The 22,079-nt window shown below is 64.8% G+C and carries 19 protein-coding genes (1 of these 19 only partly in view); 16 read left to right on the top strand and 3 right to left on the bottom strand.

From position 1 onward, the window contains the following. Positions 1-59: 59 nt before the first annotated feature. Both dnaE and AC1MH0_RS07790 read left to right on the top strand, forming a co-directional pair. Positions 60-3,584: a DNA polymerase III subunit alpha gene (gene dnaE, locus AC1MH0_RS07795; protein ID WP_480965406.1), complete on the top strand. Its 3,525-nt coding sequence runs from the start codon at positions 60-62 to the stop codon at positions 3,582-3,584. An 18-nt stretch (positions 3,585-3,602) separates the two neighbouring features. After that, entirely contained in the window at positions 3,603-5,192 is a 1,590-nt protein-coding gene (locus AC1MH0_RS07790; protein WP_480965405.1) for a long-chain fatty acid--CoA ligase, read from the top strand. A 59-nt stretch (positions 5,193-5,251) separates the two neighbouring features. Here AC1MH0_RS07790 and AC1MH0_RS07785 read toward each other — a convergent pair whose 3' ends face one another. Next, on the bottom strand, positions 5,252-7,030 hold the full coding sequence (locus AC1MH0_RS07785; protein ID WP_480965404.1) for a cation:proton antiporter domain-containing protein: 1,779 nt from the start codon (positions 7,028-7,030) through the stop codon (positions 5,252-5,254). Positions 7,031-7,102: 72 nt separating this feature from the next. Here AC1MH0_RS07785 and AC1MH0_RS07780 point away from each other — a divergent pair, with 72 nt between their 5' ends. Beyond that, on the top strand, positions 7,103-7,549 hold the full coding sequence (locus tag AC1MH0_RS07780) for a hypothetical protein (protein ID WP_480965403.1): 447 nt from the start codon (positions 7,103-7,105) through the stop codon (positions 7,547-7,549). A 37-nt stretch (positions 7,550-7,586) separates the two neighbouring features. On the opposite strand, the gene AC1MH0_RS07775 is transcribed toward AC1MH0_RS07780, so the two are convergent. After that, positions 7,587-8,807, bottom strand: a complete 1,221-nt coding sequence (locus AC1MH0_RS07775) for an NADP-dependent isocitrate dehydrogenase (protein WP_480965402.1) — start codon at positions 8,805-8,807, stop codon at positions 7,587-7,589. 131 nt (positions 8,808-8,938) lie between these two features. Between AC1MH0_RS07775 and AC1MH0_RS07770 the strand changes: the two genes are divergently transcribed. Together AC1MH0_RS07770 and AC1MH0_RS07765 are read left to right on the top strand one after the other, a co-directional pair. Beyond that, positions 8,939-9,667, top strand: a complete 729-nt coding sequence (locus tag AC1MH0_RS07770; protein WP_480955720.1) for a phosphatidylserine decarboxylase — start codon at positions 8,939-8,941, stop codon at positions 9,665-9,667. Continuing rightward, the gene (locus AC1MH0_RS07765; protein WP_480965401.1) at positions 9,667-10,512 is read left to right on the top strand and encodes a CDP-alcohol phosphatidyltransferase family protein; all 846 of its coding nucleotides are present in this window, start codon (positions 9,667-9,669) and stop codon (positions 10,510-10,512) included. The genes AC1MH0_RS07770 and AC1MH0_RS07765 overlap by 1 nt, the downstream gene beginning before the upstream one ends. Here the strand turns inward: AC1MH0_RS07765 and AC1MH0_RS07760 are convergent. Then, on the bottom strand, positions 10,451-10,684 hold the full coding sequence (locus AC1MH0_RS07760) for a hypothetical protein (protein ID WP_056489532.1): 234 nt from the start codon (positions 10,682-10,684) through the stop codon (positions 10,451-10,453). The genes AC1MH0_RS07765 and AC1MH0_RS07760 overlap by 62 nt on opposite strands. Positions 10,685-11,009: 325 nt before the next feature. Here AC1MH0_RS07760 and rpsB point away from each other — a divergent pair, with 325 nt between their 5' ends. The 11 genes from rpsB to fabZ form a co-directional block, all read left to right on the top strand. Then, a complete protein-coding gene (rpsB, locus tag AC1MH0_RS07755; protein WP_192146653.1) occupies positions 11,010-11,864 on the top strand; it encodes a 30S ribosomal protein S2 in 855 nt (284 codons plus the stop codon). Positions 11,865-11,953: 89 nt separating this feature from the next. Continuing rightward, positions 11,954-12,886, top strand: a complete 933-nt coding sequence (gene tsf, locus AC1MH0_RS07750) for a translation elongation factor Ts (protein WP_056055945.1) — start codon at positions 11,954-11,956, stop codon at positions 12,884-12,886. A gap of 412 nt (positions 12,887-13,298) precedes the next feature. Further along, entirely contained in the window at positions 13,299-14,027 is a 729-nt protein-coding gene (gene pyrH, locus AC1MH0_RS07745) for a UMP kinase (RefSeq protein ID WP_056066004.1), read from the top strand. 1 nt (position 14,028) lies between these two features. After that, entirely contained in the window at positions 14,029-14,586 is a 558-nt protein-coding gene (gene frr / locus AC1MH0_RS07740) for a ribosome recycling factor (protein WP_480965400.1), read from the top strand. Positions 14,587-14,654: 68 nt separating this feature from the next. Beyond that, positions 14,655-15,347 carry an isoprenyl transferase gene (locus AC1MH0_RS07735; RefSeq protein WP_426279637.1) on the top strand — a complete coding sequence of 231 codons (693 nt, stop codon included), beginning with the start codon at positions 14,655-14,657 and terminating at the stop codon, positions 15,345-15,347. 65 nt (positions 15,348-15,412) lie between these two features. Continuing rightward, positions 15,413-16,168, top strand: a complete 756-nt coding sequence (locus AC1MH0_RS07730) for a phosphatidate cytidylyltransferase (protein WP_480965702.1) — start codon at positions 15,413-15,415, stop codon at positions 16,166-16,168. Further along, positions 16,165-17,322 carry a 1-deoxy-D-xylulose-5-phosphate reductoisomerase gene (locus AC1MH0_RS07725; RefSeq protein ID WP_480965399.1) on the top strand — a complete coding sequence of 386 codons (1,158 nt, stop codon included), beginning with the start codon at positions 16,165-16,167 and terminating at the stop codon, positions 17,320-17,322. Before AC1MH0_RS07730 ends, AC1MH0_RS07725 begins: the two co-directional genes overlap by 4 nt. After that, a complete protein-coding gene (gene rseP, locus AC1MH0_RS07720) occupies positions 17,319-18,452 on the top strand; it encodes an RIP metalloprotease RseP (RefSeq protein ID WP_480965398.1) in 1,134 nt (377 codons plus the stop codon). Before AC1MH0_RS07725 ends, rseP begins: the two co-directional genes overlap by 4 nt. 53 nt (positions 18,453-18,505) lie before the next feature. After that, a complete protein-coding gene (bamA, locus tag AC1MH0_RS07715; RefSeq protein ID WP_480965701.1) occupies positions 18,506-21,286 on the top strand; it encodes an outer membrane protein assembly factor BamA in 2,781 nt (926 codons plus the stop codon). After that, the gene (locus tag AC1MH0_RS07710; protein ID WP_480965397.1) at positions 21,286-21,948 is read left to right on the top strand and encodes an OmpH family outer membrane protein; all 663 of its coding nucleotides are present in this window, start codon (positions 21,286-21,288) and stop codon (positions 21,946-21,948) included. Before bamA ends, AC1MH0_RS07710 begins: the two co-directional genes overlap by 1 nt. A gap of 9 nt (positions 21,949-21,957) precedes the next feature. Next, positions 21,958-22,079 carry the beginning of a 3-hydroxyacyl-ACP dehydratase FabZ gene (gene fabZ / locus AC1MH0_RS07705; protein WP_480965396.1) on the top strand. It continues 364 nt past the right edge of the window, so only the first 122 of its 486 coding nucleotides appear in the window; it begins with the start codon at positions 21,958-21,960; the stop codon falls past the right edge of the window.

Here is a 22,079-nt window from a genome sequence, read left to right as displayed (position 1 = left end):
CCTACCTCCGGTCGATGCATTCCGGTTACGTCCCCCTTCGCGTTTTCTCCTGCTACACCATGCTCGACGGCGCCATCGATCCGAAGGCGATCGCCAAGCAGGCGCGCGCATTGGGCTTTCCCGCCGCCGCGCTGACCGATCGCAACGGGCTCTACGCCGCGATGGCCTATTCGGACGCCGCCAAGAAGGACGGCGTCCAGCCGATCATCGGCGTGATGCTCGGCGTCAGCCGCCCCGACATGCCCGACGGCGTCGCCACCCCGTTCGACTGGATCGCGCTCTATGCGCAGGACATGAAGGGCTACGACAATCTCTGCGCACTCGTCTCGATGGCGCATCTCGACCGCCCGATCGAGATGCCCGCGCACGTCGACTTCGCCGCGCTCGAACGCCACACCGACGGCCTGATCGCGCTGACCGCAGGCGGCGAGGGTGGTCTCGCCCGGCTGTTCGCGGAAGGTCAGCCCGACCGCGCCCGCGCGTATCTCGACCGCCTGCAAGGGTTGTTCGGCGACCGCCTCTACATCGAACTCTCGCGCCGCAACGATGCTACCGAGATGGCGGCTGAGAACGACCTCATCGACATCGCCTACGAGCGCAATCTCCCGCTCGTCGCGACCAACCCCTGCTGCTTCACCGAGAGCGCGTTCGGCGACGCACACGACGCCATGCTCTGCATCGCGCACTCGACCTATGTCGAGACCGAGGACCGCATCCGCAGCTGCCCAGAAGCCTGGATGAAGCCCGCGCCGGTCATGCACGAGATGTTCGCGGACCTGCCCGAGGCGATCGCCAACACGCTCGTCGTCGCGCAGCGCTGCGCGGTGATGGCACCGTATCGGAAGCCGATCCTCCCCAGCCTCGCCGGCGATATCGAGGGCGAGGCCAAGCTCCTCCGTGACGACGCCGAAGCCGGCCTCGAAGCGCGTCTCGCCCGTATTACCGAACTTCACGGCGAAGGCGAAGACGGCTGGCGCGACGTGTACCGCAAGCGCCTCGCGTTCGAAGTCGACGTGATCGTCCAGATGGGCTTCCCCGGATATTTCCTGATCGTCGCCGACTTCATCAAATGGGCGAAGGACCACGACATCCCCGTCGGCCCGGGCCGTGGTTCGGGCGCAGGCTCGGTCGTCGCCTGGTCGCTGACGATCACGGACTTGGATCCGATCAAACTAGGCCTGCTGTTCGAGCGGTTCTTGAATCCAGAACGCGTGTCGATGCCCGATTTCGACATCGATTTCTGCGAAACCCGCCGCGTCGAGGTGATCCGCTACGTCCAGGAGAAATACGGCCGCGATCAGGTCGCGCAGATCATCACCTTCGGGAAGCTGAAGGCGCGCGCGGTGCTTAAGGACACCGGCCGCGTGCTGCAGATGAGCTACGGCCAGATCGATCGTCTCGCGAAACTGGTCCCGAACCACCCAACCGACCCCTGGACGCTGGAACGCGCGCTCAACGGCGTCGGCGAACTGGCGAAGGAATACGCCAACGACAACGGCGTCCGGAAGCTCCTCGATCTGGCGATGAAGCTGGAAGGCCTGCCCCGCCACTCGTCGACGCACGCCGCCGGCGTGGTCATCGGCGACCGGCCCTTGGCGCAGCTAGTCCCGCTCTACCGCGACCCTCGCTCCGACATGCCCGTTACGCAGTTCGACATGAAATATGTCGAGGGTGCCGGCCTCGTGAAGTTCGATTTCCTCGGGCTGAAGACGCTGTCGGTCCTCCAGAAGGCGGTGCAGCTGCTCGCCAAGCGCGGCATCGTCGTCGATCTCGATGCGCTGGAATGGGACGACGCTGGCGTCTACGCGCTCCTGCAAAAGGGCGACACGGTCGGCGTGTTCCAGCTCGAGTCGGAGGGCATGCGCCGCACGCTGTCCGCCGTCCGCCCGTCCAATTTCGGCGACATCATCGCGCTCGTGTCGCTCTACCGACCGGGCCCGATGGACAACATTCCGTCGTTCGGCCGCCGCAAGAACGGCACCGAGGCGATCGACTACCCGCACCCGCTGCTCGAACCGATTCTGGCGGAGACCTACGGGATCTTCGTCTATCAGGAGCAGGTCATGCAGGCCGCGCAGGTCCTCGCGGGCTTCTCGCTCGGCGGCGCCGATCTGCTGCGCCGCGCGATGGGCAAGAAGGTGAAGGCCGAGATGGACGCGCAGCGCGCGGGGTTCGTCGAGGGGTGTCTCACCGTCAACGGTATCAAGAAGGCCGAGGCGAACGCGCTGTTCGACTTGATCGACAAGTTCGCCGGCTACGGCTTCAACAAGAGCCACGCCGCGGCTTACGCACTGCTCGCATACCAGACCGCGTGGCTCAAGGCGCATCACCCGCACGAATTCTTCGCCGCGTCGATGTGCTACGACCTGCACCAGACCGACAAGCTCGCGATCTTCACCGACGATATGCGTCGTTTGGGGATCACCGCGCTGCCCCCGTGCATCAACGCGAGCCAGGCGGAATTCGACGTCGAGGTGTTGCCTGACGTCGAACTCGCGCCCGAACCCGAAGCGTGTTCACCCGCGAAGGCGGGTGCCCAGACTGGGTCCCCGCCTTCGCGGGGAAACAATCTTGCTGTTCGTTACGCGCTAGGCGCCCTCAAGAGCGTAGGCGAAGGCGCAATGGAGAAGCTCATCGTCGAGCGCGTCCAGAACGGACCGTTCGCCGGCCTCGACGATCTCGCCAAGCGCGTCGATCCGCGCCTACTCAACAAGCGCCAGCTCGAAACGCTCGCCGCTGCCGGTGCCTTCGACGGCCTTGACCAGAACCGCGCCGGCATCCACGCCACCGCCGAAACGATCCTCGCGATCGCCGCGCGCACGCACGAACAGAAGACCAGCGGGCAGGGCGGCCTGTTCGGTGACGCCGAACCTGCCGGCGACGCGATCAAGCTGCCGCCATCGGTCCGCTGGACGCTCAGCCAGCGCATGGACCAGGAGAAGGAGGCGTTTGGCTTCTATTTCTCCGCGCACCCGGTCGATCGCCATCGCCACATCGCGGTCAGCCACGGCGCCCGCGCCTACACCGCGCTGTCCGAGCTCAACATCCCCGACGACGGCAGCCGCGCCGGCGCGACGATGGCGGTGCTGGTCGAAGACGCGCGCTATCGCACCTCCGCACGCGGCAAGCGTTTCATGATGGCGCAATGCTCCGACGCCAGCGGTCAGTTCATGGCGACCTGCTTCGACGACCAGGTCTCGCGCGATCTCGAAGAAGCGGCCAAGGCCGGCGGCTGCGGCCTGATCACCGTCGAGCTCGATCGCAAGCCCGGCGAGGACACGCCCCGCGTCAGCATCAAGCGCATCCAGCCGTTCGAAGGCCTCGCCAACCTCGCGCGCTTCCAGGTGGTTGTGACGATTTCCGACATGGCCGCATTCGCCGGCCTCGCATCCTTGCTCGCCGAGCATCGGGGTGCGCGCGGAGAGGTCCGCGTGCGCGCGCAACTCCCCGATGGCGAAGTCTGCATCCTGCTTGGGCGCGATTTCCTGCTCGACGCCGAACTTGCAGAGCACATCGAGTCGTTGCACGGTGTCACCAAGGTGGAGCTGAAGACCTCGGAAACGAGGCTTGCTCTGGTCGGCTAACAGCTTGGGAGAGCACGAATGCTTGGTGGAATGCAGGATTTCGAACTTCGTGTTCCCCGACTGATCGACCACGCCGCGCGCGAACACGGGGGCCGTGAACTCGTCAGCTATTGGGCCGACGGCCGCGAGACGCGCACGAACTGGGCGGGCATCTCCCGCGACGCCCGCAAGCTCGCGCAAGCCCTCGAAAAGCTTGGCGTAGCCCCCGGCGACCGCGTCGCGACGCTGGCGATGAACCACGCGCACCACCTCGTCGCCTGGTACGGTACGATCGGCATGGGCGGCGTGATCCACACGATCAACCCGCGCCTATTCGACGAACAGCTCGTCTACATCGCAAACCACGCCGAAGACCGCGTGATGCTCTACGACAAGGCGTTCCAGCCGCTCGTCGATCGTCTGCGCGCGCAATGGACCAGCATTCGGCACTTCATCTGCTTCGACGATCTCGGTCCCGACGGCTTCCAAGCGCTGCTCGACGCCGAGGACGGCGATTACGAGTGGGTCGAAGGCCCCGAGCGCGAGCCGTGCATGCTCTGCTACACCAGCGGCACCACCGGCAATCCTAAGGGCGTGCTCTATACACACCGCTCGACGCTGATCCACGCGATGGCCGAGGTCGCGCCTTGGGTGTTCGATCTGTCGCCCAACGCCGTCGTGCTCCCGGTCGTGCCGATGTTCCACGCCGCCGCCTGGGGGCTGCCGTTCGCCTGTGCGCTGTCGGGGGCGAAAGTCGTCTATGCCGCGGTCAACGATCCGGCCGTGCTGTGCCGCCTAATGAACGACGAAAAGGTGACGCACTCCGCCGGCGTCCCGACCGTTTGGCTCGCGATGTTCGGCCACATGGACGCCTCGGGCGACGCGCCGCGCCACCTGAAGCAGGTGACGATCGGCGGCTCGGCAGCCCCCCGCGCGATGATCGAGCGGATCATGGGCATGGGCGCCACGGTCAAGCACCTCTGGGGCATGACCGAAACCTCTCCCATCGGCACGGCGGGCTTCAATCCACCGCACTGGGACGACATGAGTAATGACGAAAAACTCGACCTCGTCGGCAAGCAGGGCAGCGTCCCGTTCGGCATCGAACTTCGCATAATCGACGACGAAGGCGTGGTCCTCCCCCGCGACGGCTCGATCGCCGGCCGGTTGCAGGTGAGGGGCCCCTGGGTCGTCCAACGCTATTTTGGCGCCGACCAGGATGCGGTCGACGCGTACGGCTGGTTCGATACCGGAGACGTCGCGATGCTGCACGTCGACGGCACGATGCAGATCACTGATAGGTCGAAGGACGTCATTAAGTCCGGCGGTGAATGGATCAGTTCGGTCGACCTCGAGAACGCAGCGGTCGGCTGCCCGGGCGTTGCGGAGGCAGCGGCGATCGGCATCTACCACCCGAAATGGGACGAGCGGCCTTTGCTGCTGGTGGTCCGCAAACCCGGCAGCGAGGTCGGCGAAGCCGAAATCCGGGATCACCTCGCCAAGCACGTCGCTAAATGGTGGCTCCCCGACGCGATCGTCTTCGTCGAAGACCTGCCCCACACCGCCACCGGCAAGCTGCTGAAGACCGCCCTGCGCGAACGCTTCAAGGATTTCGCGCTGGCGGCCTAGTGACCGCGATATCCCGTACCCCCTGTTATAACCGTCCGCGGTGAACCACGGCGCGGCACTCAAGCCGCCCGAGGCGTTCGCTTCGCTTTTCGGATCCGAGGCTCGGTAATCATGTCCGCCGCCTTCTTGATCTCCTGCCGCAACTCGTCCCGCTTCTCATGAATCGAAGCGATCACCGGCCCCATCGCAACCCCCAGATCGACCAGCACCGCCTCCGCCAACTGCAGCGAACTCTCGAGCGTCTCCGGCACCGCATCCGTCACGCCAGCCCGGTACAGCTCCGCCGCATGCGCCGTATCCCGCGCGCGCGCAACGATAGGCAAGTCCGGCGCCAACGCCCGGACCCGCCGCGCCAGCCGGACCGTCAGCACCGGATCGTCCATCGTCAGGATCAGCGCCTTGGCGGTATGCAGCTTTAACCGATCGACCAATTCCGCCCGCGCGACGTCCCCGAACAATACCGGGTGTCCTTGCGCCCGCGCGGCCTCGACCGCGTCGATATCCGCCTCGACCGCAACGTATTTCTGCCCGTGCACCGCGAGCATGTCCGCCACCATTCGGCCGACGCGACCAAAGCCGATGACGACCGTTCCCGGACCGTCGTCGTCGATCTCGACATCGCCGGTGTCGGCCACCGACCGGCTTTCGAGTTGGCGCGAAGCGGTGCGGCCGAGCTTTGCCAGCAAGGGCGTGATCGTCAGCCCGATCGCCGTGACCGTCTGCCAGAACGTGGCGGTCGAGGGCAGGATCAGTTGCGCTTGTGCGGCCGTCGCGAGCACGATCAGCGTCGTCTCGGACGGGCTCCCCATCAGCAACCCCGTTTCCGCAGCCACCCCGCGCCGCGAATTGGCGACCCGCAGGAACAGGAACGTCACGATCGCCTTTGTCGCGACCACGCCTGTCACCGCGAGTAACAATGATGGCCAGTTCTGCGCGATCAGGCGGAGGTCGAGGCTCATGCCGACGGTGATCAGGAACACGCCGAGCGCGAGGCCCTTGAACGGCGCGGTGATGACCTCGACTTCGCTATGATACTCGGTCTCCGCGATCAGTAGCCCGGCCAGCAACGCGCCGACGATTGGCGACAGGCCCGCGGCGGTGGTCGCGACGCTCGCAACGATCACCACCAGCAGCGACGCGGCGAGGAAGAGTTCGGGGCTCTTAGTGCGCGCGGCCTGCCCAAACAGGCGGGGAAGGACGACCCGCCCGCCGATATACATCGCGACTACGGTCAGCCCACCGCGCAGCGCGACGCCGGCGATGTTGGACCAGCCGTCTGCGCTCGCGGTCGGCGCCAGTGCGCCCAGCACGAAGATGATCGGTACGAGCGCCAGGTCCTCGAACAACAGCATAGCGAACGCACCACGCCCGACCGCGCCGGTGGTGCCGACGAGCGGCAGGACAAGCGCGGTCGACGACAACGCCAGCGCGAATCCCAGTCCAATCGCGCCGGCCCAGCCCTGGCCGATGAAGTGCAAGGCCGTACCGATTATCAGTGCTGATCCGATCAGTTCGGCGGCTCCGGTGCCGAACACCAGCCGCTTCATCGACCACAGGCGCTTGAACGAAAGCTCAAGGCCGATCGAGAACAACAGCAGGATGATGCCGAACTCCGCGAACGGCTCGATCGATTCCGGGTTCGATATGGTGAGATAATACAGCCACGGCGCGGAGCCAGTGAGCGAACCTAGGCCCGCGGGCCCGACCAGCAGGCCGACCAGGATGAAACCGATGACCGGGCTGACCCGGAACCGCGCGAAGGCGGGAATGACGAGGCCCGCCGCGCCGAGAATGACGAGCGTGTCGCTGAAACCTTGATTGTCGAGCCGTAATGCCATGCTAGTCTTAGACCAGCCTTGCGGCGAGGCGGCTAGGCTGTTTGTGTCGTAGAGGGTCGAAACGCCATGCACGTGCGAACACCGAAACGGGCATGGACGCTATGGATCGTCGGGGTCGTGCTGGCCTGCGCGCTGATCCCGCTGATCATGTACCACGGCCATCTCTATTATGCGGAGGGCGGCACGAGCGTCGACGGACCGGCGATGCTCTTGATGTCGGTGATCATGACCAGCCCAGGCTGGGGCGTCATCTGGCTGATGATCCTTGCGCCCTACCTTGTCGGCTATCGCGGGGCGGGACCGTTGACGCTGCGCGTCGGTGCCACTTTCTTATCGATCCTGTTGTCGACGATCGCATTCGGTCTGACCGGGCTTTTCCTATGGCTCGCGTGCGCCCGGGTCGATTTCTGGAGGCCGTCCCGCATACCGTTCACGGCGCATCTGATCGGCTGTGCCGTGTATTTCCAGTATCTCCGCGCCGCGGCGGTCAACCGGAGCTTACGCGTCGGATCGCGGTGAATGAGACCGGGCGGCGTTGCACCGCCCGGTCGTCGGCTCAGGCCCAGTTGGCCATTTCGGTCTCGAGGTTCGCACGGACCTGCTCGAAGAACTGCTCGGTCGTCATCCAGGGCTGGTCGGGGCCGATCAGGATCGCGAGATCCTTGGTCATGTGGCCGTTCTCAACCGTCTGGACGCAGACGCGCTCGAGCGTCTCGGCGAACTTCGTGACGTCGGGCGTGTCGTCGAACTTGCCGCGATACTTCAGGCCACCGGTCCATGCGAAGATCGACGCGATCGGGTTGGTCGAGGTCGCCTTGCCCTGCTCGTGCATGCGGAAGTGACGCGTGACGGTGCCGTGCGCCGCCTCGGCCTCGACGGTCTTGCCGTCCGGGGTCAGCAGGATCGAGGTCATCAGGCCGAGCGACCCGAAGCCCTGTGCGACCTGGTCCGACTGGACGTCGCCGTCATAGTTCTTGCAGGCCCAGACGAACTCGCCGTTCCACTTAAGCGCCGAAGCGACCATGTCGTCGATCAGGCGATGCTCGTAGACGATCCCGGCTTCCTTGAACTTGTCCTTGAACTCGGCTTCGAACACCTCGGCGAACAGGTCCTTGAAGCGGCCGTCATAGGCCTTCAGGATCGTGTTCTTGGTCGACAGGTACACCGGCCACTTCAGGTTGAGGCCGTAGTGCATCGACGCGCGGGCGAAATCGCGGATCGAATCGTCGAGGTTGTACATCGCCATCGCGACGCCCGCCGATGGGAACTGGAACACCTCGCGGTCGATGACCGTGCCGTCGTCGCCTTCGAAGACGAGGCGCAACTTGCCCGGACCCGGGACCAGATAGTCGGTCGCGCGGTACTGATCGCCGAATGCGTGACGGCCGACGACGATCGGGTGCGTCCAGCCCGGGATCAGGCGCGGGACGTTCTTGATCACGATCGGCTCGCGGAAGATGGTGCCGCCGAGGATGTTGCGGATCGTGCCGTTCGGCGACTTCCACATCTTCTTCAGGCCGAACTCGGTGACGCGCTGCTCGTCGGGCGTGATCGTCGCGCACTTCACCGCGACGCCGTGCTTCTGCGTGGCGAGCGCGCTGTCGATCGTGACCTGGTCGTCGGTCGCATCGCGATGCTCGACGCCGAGATCGTAATAATCGAGCTCGATATCGAGATACGGCTTGATCAGGCGCTCGCGGATCCATTCCCAGATGATCCGGGTCATCTCGTCGCCATCGATCTCCACGATCGGATTCTTAACCTTGATCTTCGCCATATCCGGGTCCTTCGGGGGAGGGGTTTGGGAAGCGTCTAGGGGAGCATGTCGCGGCGATCAACCACTGGTCCTGTAAGGAAAAGCCGGTTCATCGTTGTATCGCGCGTCCTGCACGGATAGACCCGCGGGTTATGGCATCGCTCGACAAGCCGCCCGTCACGACCTCCACGGTCAAATGGCGATTTCCCGCAGTCCATCCGGAAGGCCACAAATACGTCGCGATCGCGACCGGCATCACGCTGCTGCTGACGATCATCAGCCACGTGCTGTTCTGGCCGATGGTCGGCGTCGTGATCTGGGTCGCGACGTTCTTCCGCGATCCGATCCGCACGACCCCTCAGGGCGAAGGCCTGATCGTCGCTCCCGCCGACGGGCTGATCACGATGATCCAGCGCGTACCAATCCCGCGCGAGCTCGCCGGCGAGAACGGTCTTGGCGACGCGCCGCTGGTGCGCGTGTCGATCTTCATGTCGGTGTTCGACGTGCACATCAATCGCACGCCGATCGCCGGGACTATCCGCCAGGTGGTCTATATCTCGGGCAAGTTTCTCAACGCGGATCTCGACAAGGCGAGCGACGAAAACGAGCGCCAGCATTTCGTCGTCGAGGACCGCAACGGCATGCGGATCGGCTTCACGCAGATCGCCGGCCTGGTCGCGCGGCGTATCCTTGGCTTCGTGAAGGCCGGTGACATGGTCGCGGTCGGCCAGCGCATTGGCCTGATCCGGTTCGGCAGCCGAGTCGACGTATACCTGCCCGATCACGTCGTCCCGCAGGTGTGTCTCGGCCAGCGCAGCATCGCTGGCGAGACCGTGCTCGGTCGCGTCGGTGGCGTTCCGGTCGGTGGTATCGCCCAGTGATGGACCGCGACGGTTCGATCGATCCGATCGAAGAGCGGGGCCGGGGGCGGTTCGGTCGCGCACGTCGTGCACCGCGCGGACTTCCCCTGCGCGCCGTCGCTCCCAACGCCGTTACCGCGCTAGCCTTGTGTTCAGGCCTCAGCGGCGTGCGGTTCGCGATCGGTGGGCAGTGGGAAAGCGCGGTCGCGATGATCATGGTTGCGGGCGTGCTCGACGGACTCGACGGTCGAATCGCCCGGATGCTGCACGGCGAAAGCCGGTTTGGCGCCGAGCTCGATTCGCTGTCCGACGCGATCTCGTTCGGCGTCGCGCCAGCGTTGATTGTCTATCTCTGGTCGCTCACGGCTTTGCCGCGTGTCGGCTGGATCTGCTCGCTGATCCTCGCCGTGTTCTGCGCGCTGCGTCTCGCACGCTTCAACGCCAAGATCGACGAGAGCCACCAACCGCACAAGTCGGCGGGCTTCCTTACCGGCGTCCCGGCTCCGGCTGGCGCAGGACTCGCGCTGATGCCGATGTTCTTCTGGTTCTGGACCGACGAACCCAAGTTCGCGTCGCCGTATTTCGTGGCACCCTGGGTTGCGTTCGTCGCGCTCCTGATGGTGTCTAGTATCGCGACCTACTCGTGGAGTTCGGTCAAACTCCGCAGCAACATCCGGTTCGAGGCCATCGCTCTCGTCGTGCTGCTCGGCGCTGCCATCGTGAGCGCGCCGTGGCATACGCTCAGCATCATCTGCGTGCTGTACCTGCTCTCGATGCCGTTCAGCATCGCGAGCTACGCCAAGATCAGGCGGCAGCGTTCCAGCGGCGGGCGGGCACCGGAGCCGACGTCGAAGCCCAACGCCTGACCGCAATTCGGCGCTCCGCAACGGCCAACGTGCGGAGCGGCTGGAACGCGGGTTCGACGTTGCCCATCGCGAGGCGGACGATACGGTCCCACTGCGGCGCGATCGACGAGACGATCATCATGCCCGCGACCGCGAATGCACCAGCAAAAACCATGAAGCTCAGAACCAACATCACGTCCGCCTTCCTATGAGTTGCGAACAAATTCCTAATATCCGCAAACACTTGGTCAGAAACATCGTTCCACTCGTCGCATTTCGAATCCCGTCATGCCGGGGTGATTCCGCGCCGAGTCGAACATCTGTTCCCCTCTGGGCCCTTTATGTTCTCATTGCGTTCCATGAGTCAAGCGGGCCTTGTGCGATTGCTTTTCGAATAGAGCCACGCTAAGGGCCGCGCCTCTAACCCCGCATGGGAGGCATCATAGCCCGGTGCGTCATGGTCATTCGGCCACGACGTCATCCGCTTCCCAGAGGCACAACCGGAAGGATATATCCCTATGGCGGCTCCAGTCGTCTCCATGCAGCAGCTCATCGAAACGGGCGCGCATTTCGGCCACCAGACTCATCGGTGGAACCCCAAGATGAAGCCTTACATCTTCGGTGATCGTAACGGCGTCCACATCCTCGACCTTTCGCAGACCGTGCCGCTGTTCGCGCGCGCGCTCGAATTCGTCTCGTCGGCTGTTGCCGGTGGTGGCAAGGTCCTGTTCGTCGGCACCAAGCGCCAGGCACAGGATCCCGTCGCGGACGCAGCGCGTCGCTCGGGCCAGCACTTCGTCAACCATCGCTGGTTGGGCGGCATGCTCACCAATTGGAAGACCATCTCGGGTTCGATCAAGCGTCTCAAGACGCTCGAGGAAATGCTGTCGGGCGACACCGTCGGCCTGACCAAGAAGGAAGTTCTCCAGCTTACCCGCGAGAAGGACAAGCTCGAGCTTTCGCTCGGCGGCATCCGCGACATGGGCGGCATTCCCGACGTGATGTTCGTGATCGACGCGAACAAGGAAGAGCTGGCGATCAAGGAAGCCAACACGCTGGGTATTCCCGTCGTCGCGATCCTCGATTCGAACGTGTCGCCGGACGGCATCGCCTTCCCGGTTCCCGCGAACGACGACGCAGCCCGCGCCATCCGCCTGTACTGCGAGGCGATCGCGATCGCAGCGACGCGCGGCGGCCAGGAGCAGCAGCGCCGCACCGGTGCCGACATCGGCGCGATGGTCGAGCCGCCGAAGGAAGAGGCACTGAGCGCAGAGCCGACCGTCGAGGCTACGGCTGACACGGCACAGGCAACTGCGAATGCCGATACCGCTGCAGAATTCGCAGCCGAGGGTGAGCGCCAGATCGACGCATAAGCGTCGTCGCCGAACCGTCATGCGGGCGGGGTAGGGCGAAAGCTCTGCCTCGCCCGCAACCATATTCAGACCTAAAAAGGATTAGAGACATGGCCGATATCACGGCAGCGATGGTCAAGGATCTGCGCGAGAAGAGCGGCGCGGGCATGATGGATTGCAAGAAGGCGCTGAGCGAGAACGCCGGCGACATGGAGCAGGCAATGGATTGGCTGCGCACCAAGGGGCTCGCAGCCGCCGCCAAGAAGTCCAGCCGTACCGCGGCCGAGGGTCTGGTCGGCGTCGCCGTGTCGGGCACCAAGGGCGCAGCGGTCGAAGTCAATTCGGAGACCGATTTCGTCGCCAAGAACGACCAGTTCCAGTCGTTCGTCCGTGACGTCACGCAGATCGCTCTGGCAACCGGCGGCGACATCGAGGCGCTGAAGTCGCAGGCGATGCCATCGGGCAAGACCGTCGAGGAAGTCCTGACGAACAACGTCGCGACGATCGGCGAGAACCAGTCGTTGCGCCGCTCGCGCACGCTGGAAGTCAGCAAGGGTGCGGTCGTTCCGTACATCCATAACGCGGCGGCCCCCGGCCTCGGCAAGATCGGCGTTCTCGTCGCGCTCGAGTCGGAGGCTTCGGACGAGGTTCTCCAGGCACTCGGCAAGCAGCTCGCGATGCACATCGCAGCCGCGTTCCCGAAGGCATTGAACGAAGCCGACCTCGACGAGTCCGAGATCGAGCGCGAGCGCGCGATCGCGACCGAAAAGGCCGCCGAGTCGGGCAAGCCTGCCGATATCATCGCCAAGATGGTCGAAGGCGGCATCGCCAAGTACCGCAAGGAGCATGCCCTGGTCAGCCAGCTGTTCGTGATGGACGGCAAGACCAAGATCTCCGACGTCGTCGCCAAGGCCGGCAAGGATGCGGGCGCCGAGATCAAGCTGGTGGACTATGTCCGCTTCCAGCTCGGCGAAGGCATCGAGAAGGAGCAGTCCGACTTCGCAGCCGAGGTTGCTGCTGCTTCGGGCGTTCCGCAGGCGTAAGCCGACTTCCTCCCTCGCCCCAACGGGGAGAGGGAAGGGGCCCGCGGCCACTTGGCCGTGGGAAGGGTGAGGGGAGTGGTGAGGTCTCGAACCTCACTCCCCCTCATCCGGCCCTGCCGGGCCACCTTCTCCCCGAGTGGAGAAGGGTAGCGGGGTAGCCTTCGGGCTGCCTCGTCATCCCCGCGTAGGCGGGGATCCATATACTCCGGAGCTGGTGATCCATTGGGACGCCAGCCCAAATGGGTTCCCGCCTCCGTGGGAATGACGATAATTCTCTGGTGCGCGAGTATCGCGAACGACGATTTTCCGTCTCATCTCCATCCAGTTTCGATGCACGCGCCGCACAGCGCTTCACATCCCGGGCCTCGCCGCCTAAGGTCCGCGCCGCCCCGCCAATCACAATTCGAGATTTATGACGCCTCCGCGCTACAACCGTATCCTGCTGAAACTGTCGGGCGAAGTCCTGATGGGGCCATCGGGTCTTTCGATCGATCCGACCGTCACCGCGCGCGTCGCGCAGGAGATCGCGGACATCAAGGCGAAGGGCTACGAGATCTGCATCGTCGTCGGCGGGGGCAACATCTTCCGCGGCATGGCGGGGGCGGCACGCGGCATGGACCGGGCGACCGGCGATTACATGGGCATGCTCGCGACCGTGATGAACGCGCTGGCCGTACAGAACGCGCTGGAGCAGATAGGCGTCGACACGCGCGTCCAGTCGGCCATCCCGATGGCGTCGGTCTGCGAGCCGTTCATTCGCCGCCGCGCCGAGCGTCACCTGGAGAAGGGCCGCGTCGTGATCTTCGCGGCGGGCGTCGGCAGCCCCTATTTCACCACCGATTCTGGCGCCGCGCTGCGTGCTGCCGAGATGAAGTGCGATGCGCTGTTCAAGGGCACTTCGGTCGACGGCGTCTATAACGCCGACCCGAAGACGCACCCGGACGCAGTGCGCTACGAAACGGTCACGTACAGCCGCGTGCTGTCCGACGACCTCAAGGTCATGGACGCGAGCGCGATCGCGCTGTGCCGCGACAACAACATCCCGATCGTCGTCTTCAACATCCGCGAACCCGGCAATCTCGCCGCGGTCTTGGCGGGTGATGGCGTGTCGACGATCGTCCAGAACGAGCAGGAGCTTTAAGATGGCTGCATACGACAAGACCGACCTCGAACGCCGCATGGCGGGTGCCGTCGAAGCGCTGAAGAGCGATCTCGCCGGCCTGCGCACGGGTCGCGCGTCGACCGCGTTGCTCGATCCGGTGATGGTGACGGTGTACGGCTCGTCGATGCCGCTGAACCAGGTCGCGACCGTCTCGGCGCCCGAGCCGCGGATGCTGTCGGTGCAGGTCTGGGACAAGTCGAACGTCGGCCCGACCGACAAGGCGATCCGCTCGGCCGGCCTCGGGCTTAACCCGATCGTTGACGGCCAGACGCTGCGCCTGCCGATCCCGGATCTGACCGAGGAGCGCCGCAAGGAACTCGCCAAGCTTGCCGGCCAGTATGCCGAGAAGGCCCGCATCGCGGTCCGCAACGTCCGCCGCGACGGCATGGACTCGCTCAAGGTCGACGAGAAAAAGGGCGTGTTCGGCGAGGACGAGCGCAAGCGTCACGAGACCGAAGTCCAGAAGCTGACCGATAGCATCATCGCCGAGCTCGATACGACTGCGACCGCCAAGGAAAAGGAAATCCTGGGCAAGTGAGATTGCAGGCCTCCTCGGCCGCGCCGCTCGCTGCTGTTCCTGTGGGCGCCGTTCCTGCAGGCGGGGCGGTGCCGCGTCATGTCGCGATCATCATGGACGGCAATGGCCGCTGGGCGAAGAAGCGGTTCCTGCCGCGCTTCGCCGGGCACAAGGCCGGCGTCGAGGCGGTGCGCAAGGTGACGCGCGCGGCGCGGGCGATGGGGATCGAGGCGCTGACGCTGTACGCATTCTCGTCGGAGAACTGGCGGCGCCCGGCCGAAGAGGTCAGCGACCTGATGGGGCTGCTGCGGCATTTCATCCGCAGCGACCTCGACGAACTCGCGCGCGAGAACGTCCGGCTGCGCGTGATCGGGGATTACCATAGCTTTTCGCCGGATCTGGTGGCGATGGTCGACGATGCGATCGCGCGGACGGCGGGGAATACCGGGCCGATCCTGGCGATCGCGCTGAATTATGGCGCGCATGCCGAACTGGTGGGCGCGGCACGGCGTCTGGCGGAGCGCGCGCGCGATGGTACGCTGGATCCGGCGAGCATCGACGAGGCGACGATCGAAGCCGAACTCGATACGCACGACCTCCCGCCGCTGGACCTGATGATCCGGACGTCGGGCGAGCAGCGCTTGTCGAACTTCCTGTTGTGGCAAGCGGCGTATGCGGAACTGCTGTTCGTCGACACGCTCTGGCCCGACTTCGACGCCGCCGCGCTCGCCGATGCTGTCGCGGCGTTTGGTCAGCGTCAGCGCCGCTACGGTGGTCTGTGAACCTCACCGACCCTGAAAAGGCGCCCGATCAGGCGTTGCGCACGCCGTCCAATCTCCAGCTCCGGATGATCGCCAGCGTCGGCATGATCGCGGTGGCGAGCTTTGCGCTGACGCTCGGCGGGATTGCGTTCTGGGTGCTCGGCGTGGTCGCCGCGCTGTTCATGATGGCGGAATGGTCGATGCTGCAAGGCGCCGACGCCAAGACCAAGCGGATGACGCAGTTCGCATTGTCGGTGCCGCTCGCGCTGATGGCGCCGGCGTCGCTGATCCTCGTGATCCACGATTTCTTCACGCTGGGCCTGCTCGTGGGGGCGGCGTTCTTCGTCGTCATCACGACTCGCAAACCCAAGCTGGCGCTGGGCATTATCTATTGTGGTCTCCCCGTCTTCGCGCTGATGATCATCCGGCGGCAGGACGAGGGCATCCTCTACACGCTGTGGGCGCTGTCGCTGGTTTGGGCATGCGATATCGGCGCGTTCTTCACCGGGCGCACGCTGGGCGGTCCCAAGCTTGCGCCGGTGATCAGTCCGAACAAGACATGGTCCGGGCTGATCGGTGGCGTTGTGCTGGCGAGCGCGGTCGCGGCCGTGCTGCACACGCAATACGGCCTGCCGATGCGGATGACGCTGGCGACACCGGTACTCGCCGTGCTCGCGCAGATGGGCGATCTCTACGAAAGTTGGTTGAAGAGAGTGGCGGGCGTGAAGGACAGTGGCAATATCCTGCCGGGGCATGGCGGCGTGATGGATCGCCTCGACGGCCTGGTTCCGGTCGCGCCGGTCGCGGCGTTCCTCGTCCTGTTGCCGCACTTCTACGCATGAAAAGCGTCACAATTTTGGGGGCGACCGGCTCGGTCGGTACCTCGACGCTCGACCTGATCGAGCGGGAACCCGATCGCTTCCGCGTCGTCGCGCTGACCGCCAATTGCGACGTGACCAAACTCGCCACCGCCGCGATCCGTACCAACGCCGAGTTCGCCGTAGTCGCCGACGAAAAGTGCCTGCCGGAGTTGCGCGAGGCGCTGGCCGGCACGCGGATCCGCGCGGGCGGTGGTGCCGACGCGATAGCCGAGGCTGCGTCATCGGGTGCGGATTGGACGATGGGCGCGATTGTCGGGTGCGCGGGTTTGAAGCCGGTGATGGCGGCGATCGAGCAGGGCGGTACCGTCGTCATCGCGAACAAGGAGCCGCTGGTCTCCGCCGGCGACGTGATCCTTGCGGCAGCCAAGCGCACCGGCGCGACTCTGTTGCCAGCCGACTCCGAGCACAATGCGATCTTCCAGTGCTTCGATGCGACTCGCCCCGAGCGCGTCCGCCGGATCATCCTCACGTGCAGCGGCGGGCCGTTTCGAGACTGGACGACCGAGCAGATGCGTGGCGTCACGCGAGAACAGGCGGTCAAGCATCCCAACTGGTCGATGGGCGCGAAGATCTCGGTCGATTCGGCGACCTGCATGAACAAGGGCCTCGAACTGATCGAGGCCGCGCGGCTGTTTCCGATCGCGCACGGCCGGATCGAGATCGTCATCCACCCGCAATCGGTGATCCACAGCCTGGTCGATCACGTCGACGGATCGGTCCTCGCCCAGCTTGGGCCCCCCGACATGCGGACGCCGATCGCGCACACGCTGGCGTGGCCTGACCGGATGACAACGCCGATGGCCCCGCTCGATCTCGTCGCGATCGGCCGACTCGACTTCGAGGCTCCCGACCCGGTTCGCTTCCCCGCGTTGCGGCTTGCCCGCGAGGCACTCGACGCAGGTGGCGCTCGGCCGGCAATTCTCAATGCCGCCAACGAGGTAGCGGTCGAGGCATTCCTGCAACGACGCATCGGCTTCCTCGAAATTGCCGCAATCGTCGAACATACGTTGTCGTGTTATGACCCGGCCGCGCCGGAAAGCGTCGATGCCGTGCTGGCGATCGACGCCGAAGCGCGGATCTTGGCCGGCGAGCGTGTGAAGGATTACGCGGTTTGATCGAAACACCCGGTGTCCTGCTGACCATATTGTCGTTCGCCGCGGTGATCGGCCCCCTCGTGTTCGTGCACGAGATGGGACATTACCTCGCAGGGCGCTTTTTCGGGATCAAGGCGGATGCCTTCGCGATCGGCTTCGGCCACGAGATCGCAGGCTTCACCGACAAGCGCGGCACGCGGTGGAAGTTCGGTTGGCTGCCGCTGGGTGGCTACGTGAAGTTCGCTGGCGACATGAACCCGGCCAGCCAGCCCTCCGCGGAGTGGCTGTCGCTACCCGCAGAAGAGCGTCAGCGTACGTTCCAGTCGAAGCCGGTATGGCAGCGCGCGATCGTTGTCGCAGCCGGCCCGGTCGTCAATTTCGTCGTCGCGATCCTGATCCTGGCGGGCTTTGCATTCGCGTACGGCGACATCCGCATGCCCCCGATCGTCGGCGGTACCGTCCCCGGTAGTGCAGCCGCGGCAGCCGGCCTTCAGGCTGGTGACCGGATCACGGGGATCGGCGGCCGTTCGGTCGAGACGTTCGACGACATGGCACGCTATGCCCGCATCCGTGCCGGCGAGCGGACCCGGATCGACGCCGTGCGCGGCGACCAGGCGCTGTCACGCGACATCGTCATCGGTACCGAACTCCAGCGCGATCGCTTCGGCAACGAATATCGGATCGGTCGCCTCGGCATCGCCGGCAGCAAGCCGATCATCGTTCCCGTCAGCCTTCTCGAAGCACCGGTCGTCGCAGTGAAGCGGACCGGCGAGATCGTGTCGATGATGGTCGAGACTCTTGGTCAGGTCATAACCGGACGCCGTTCGGTCAAGGAACTCGGCGGGCCACTCAGCATCGCCAAGGTGTCGGGCGAGCAGATGTCGCTGGGTCTCGACGCCTATGTCTTCCTGATCGCGCTGGTGTCGATCAATCTGGGGTTCATCAATCTGCTGCCAGTGCCGATGCTCGATGGAGGCCATTTGTTCTTCTATGCGATCGAAGCGGTGCGCAGGCGCCCGGTCGAGCCGCAGGTTCAGGAATGGGCGTTTCGTGGCGGTCTTGCGGCAATCCTCGCGCTGATGTTGCTCGTGACCTTCAACGATCTCGGCAATTTCGGGCTCTGGAAGAACTTGGCCGGCTTGATCGGCTGACGACGATAGGGCAGGGCGGGCGCGCCTTGTATGTGCACGTTTTTAAGGTGGGTTTGGTGACAGCGATCAACGGTTACGATTTCGCGCGTAAGGGCGCCCTGCTGCTTGCAGGAACGATCCTGTCGGGCGTCCCCGCCTTTGCGCAGACGGCACCCGCCGCCTCGCCTTCTACCTCGCCCGCCGGAACGGCGACGCGGAGCGGTGCGACGCGAGTCGCTCCGCCGGTAGTAACGCCCGTCGGCACGCCGGTATCCGTGCGGACGATAAAGACTTTGCGCGTCGAGGGATCGCAGCGCATCGAGGGCGAGACGGTGCTGAGCTATACCAAGCTGCGCGTCGGCATCCCGTACACCGCCGAGACGCTCGACCAGGCGCTGAAGGACCTCCAGGCCAGCGACCTGTTCGCGGATTACTCGATCGCGGGTGTCGAGGACGGCAACATCGTTCTCCGCGTGCGCGAGAACCCGATCATCAACCGCGTGATCATCGAGGGCAACAAGGCTCTCAAGAGCGACAAGATCACCAAGGAGATCAAGCTCGCGCCGCGCCAGATCTTCACGCGCACCGCAGTCCGCCAGGATATTGCGCGGATCATCGAGCTGTATCGTCGCCAGGGCCGCTTCGCCGCGGTGATCGATCCGAAGATGGTCAACCTCGACCAGAACCGCGTCGACGTCGTGTTCGAGATCAGCGAAGGACCGAAATCGAAGGTCCGCCAGATCAACATCCTCGGTAACGAGGTGTTCTCCGACGACCAGATCCGCGGCCAGATGGCGACCAAGCAGTCGCGCCTGTTTCGTCTGCTCTCTTCGGCGACCAGCTATGATCAGGATCGCCTGTCCTACGACCAGCAGAAGCTTCGCCAGTTCTATCTGACGCAGGGTTATGCCGATTTCCGCGTGACCTCGGCGGTCGCCGAGCTGACGCCGGACAAGAAGGACTTCATCATCACGTACGTGGTGGAGGAGGGTAAGCGCTACAAGTTCGGCGACGTCACCGTCGACAGCCAGATCCGCGACTTCGACAATACCAAGCTCGCCGCCTCGCTGCCGCTGAAGAAGGGCGACTGGTACAACGCTAAGCTGGTCGAGGATTCGGTCGACAACCTCAGCCAGACGGCGGGCCTGTTCGGCTATGCGTTCACCGAGGTGAACCCGGAGTTCCAGAAGGACTCCGAGACGCTGACGATGGGGATCAACTTCAACATCGCCGAAGCCAAGCGGACCTATGTCGAGCGGGTCGAGATCAACGGCAACACGCAGACGCAGGATAAGGTCGTGCGTCGCGAGATCCGTCTGGCCGAGGGGGATGCGTTCAACAGCTTCCAGGTGAAGCGGTCGCAGGATCGCATCAACTCGCTGGGCTATTTCCAGGACAAGATGGAGATCAAGCAGCTGCCGGGGTCGGCGCCCGATCGCGTTATCCTCGAGACCAACCTCGAAGAGAAGTCGACCGGCGAGCTTCAGCTTTCGGCGGGGTATTCGAGCCTCGAGCGCTTCATCATCCAAGCGAACATCACGCAGCGCAACTTCCGCGGCAAGGGCCAGGAACTGCGCGCCGGTGTGAATTATTCGAGCTATTCGAAGTCGATCGAGCTGGGCTTCACCGAGCCGTATCTGTTCGACAAGAACATTGCGGTCGGCGGCGATATCTTCCGCCGCGACTACAACTCGTTCAACTATATCGGCAACGATCGCCAGACGACTTATTCGCAGGTGTCGACAGGCTTCCAGCTTCGTACCGGCGTGCCGCTGACCGAATTTTGGTCGCTGTCGGGGCGTTACGGTCTGTCGTACGACGAAGTTGGGCTCAGTGAGGGCACCTATTTTACCGACGGGAAGTGCGACATCCTGAAGGCCGGGCGATACCTTTGCGAAGCCATCGGCAATCGCTGGACGTCGTCCGTCGGCTATTCGCTGAGCTATGATACGCTGAACAGCCGCCTGCGCCCGACCGCGGGCTCGCGCTTCTCGTTCAGCCAGGACTTTGCGGGTCTCGGCGGCGACGTGAAGTACATCCGGACGCGCGCGGAAGGCGCGAAATACTGGAATGCGGGCAGCGGCTTCATTCTGTCGGCGATCGCGGAGGGTGGCTACATCAAGTCGCTCGAGGGTAGTCGCGGCGAAGGTATCGACAAGGTCCGCATCACCGACCGCTTCTATCTGGGCGAGCCTCAGTTCCGCGGTTTCGACATTCGCGGCGTCGGCCCCCGCGTGCTGCGCGTTCCCTACACCACCGACGCGACGACGGGTAAGCAGGTCCTGGTCACCGACCGCAACCAGTTCATCGACGATGCGCTCGGCGGCAACGCCTATTACCTCGGCCGTATCGAGATGGAGATCCCGCTTGGTTCCGGCGCGCGCGAACTCGGGCTGCGTCCGTCGATCTACGTCCAGGCAGGCTCGCTGTTCAGCATCACGCGGCCGAACCTGACCGTACCGGCGCTCGGACAGCCGGGCTCGTACCCGGTCGCAGCGGACGGTACGATCCTGCCATTGTTGACGCCGATCAAGAACGCGGCCGGCGAAACGCAGTATGTCGTACCGACGCCGACGACCGGCACCGATCCGAATGCGGGGGCGATCACCACGTGTCAGACGGGCTTCGGCGCCGGGTGCGTCGGCACCTCGGCGAACACATTGTATGCGTCGTCTTATGGACCGTATAACGAACAGTTCCTGGGTAACTCCGCAAAGCCGCGCCTGTCGGTCGGTATCGGCGTGAACTGGAATTCACCGTTTGGTCCGCTCCGGATCGACTTGGCGCGTGCGTTGCTCAAGCAGCCGGGCGACGACCCCAAACTCATTACTTTCAACGTAGGGACACAGTTCTGATGACGACGTTCAAGACGCTTCTCCTCGCCGCAGCGCTCGTCGCGCCGGCTGCCATGACCGCGACCGCTGCCGATGCGCAGGTTTCGGGCATCGCCGTCGCCGACGCGCAGGGCGCGATCGCCAACTCGAAGGCCTGGAACGCCGCGCGCGCCCAGATCGAGACGACGTACAAGGCACAGCTCGACCAAGCCGAGACGCGCCGCCAGGCCGTGGCCCGCGAACTCCAGCCACTGGTCACCGCGTTCCAGACGGCCCAGCGTGCGCCCGGCGCCAGCGAAGCGACGCTTCGTCCGCAGGCCCAGGCGATCCAGACGCGCGAGAATGCCGCCAACCAGGAACTCGCCCGTCTGACTCAGCCCGCACAGCGCGCGCAGCAATATGCGATCGAGCAGATCCAGGCGAAGCTAAGCGACGCCGTGACCGCAGCGGTTCGTGCCAAGAACGTCAGCCTGTTGCTGCGTCCCGAGGCAGCACTGTTCGCACAGCCGACCGCCGACATCACCGCGGCGATTACCACCGAGCTCGATCGCCTGGTGCCGTCGGTCAGCACCGCGGTTCCCGCGAACTGGCAGCCGAACCAGCAGGGTGGCCAGCAGCAGGGTGCCGCTCCTGCCGCAGCGGGTCGCGCACCTGCTGCAACGCGTACGCCGCAGGGTCGCTAAGTCACACCGATGACCGAGACTGTGAACGACACGGCCAAGACCGGTCTTGGTCCGCTCGATATCGGGCGCGTCATGGCCGCGTTGCCGCATCGCTATCCGTTGCTGCTGGTCGATCGTGTCGAGGACCTGGT

This window comes from Sphingomonas sp. AP28, from assembly GCF_056680455.1.
This window is presented reverse-complemented; position numbering and strand designations above follow the sequence as displayed.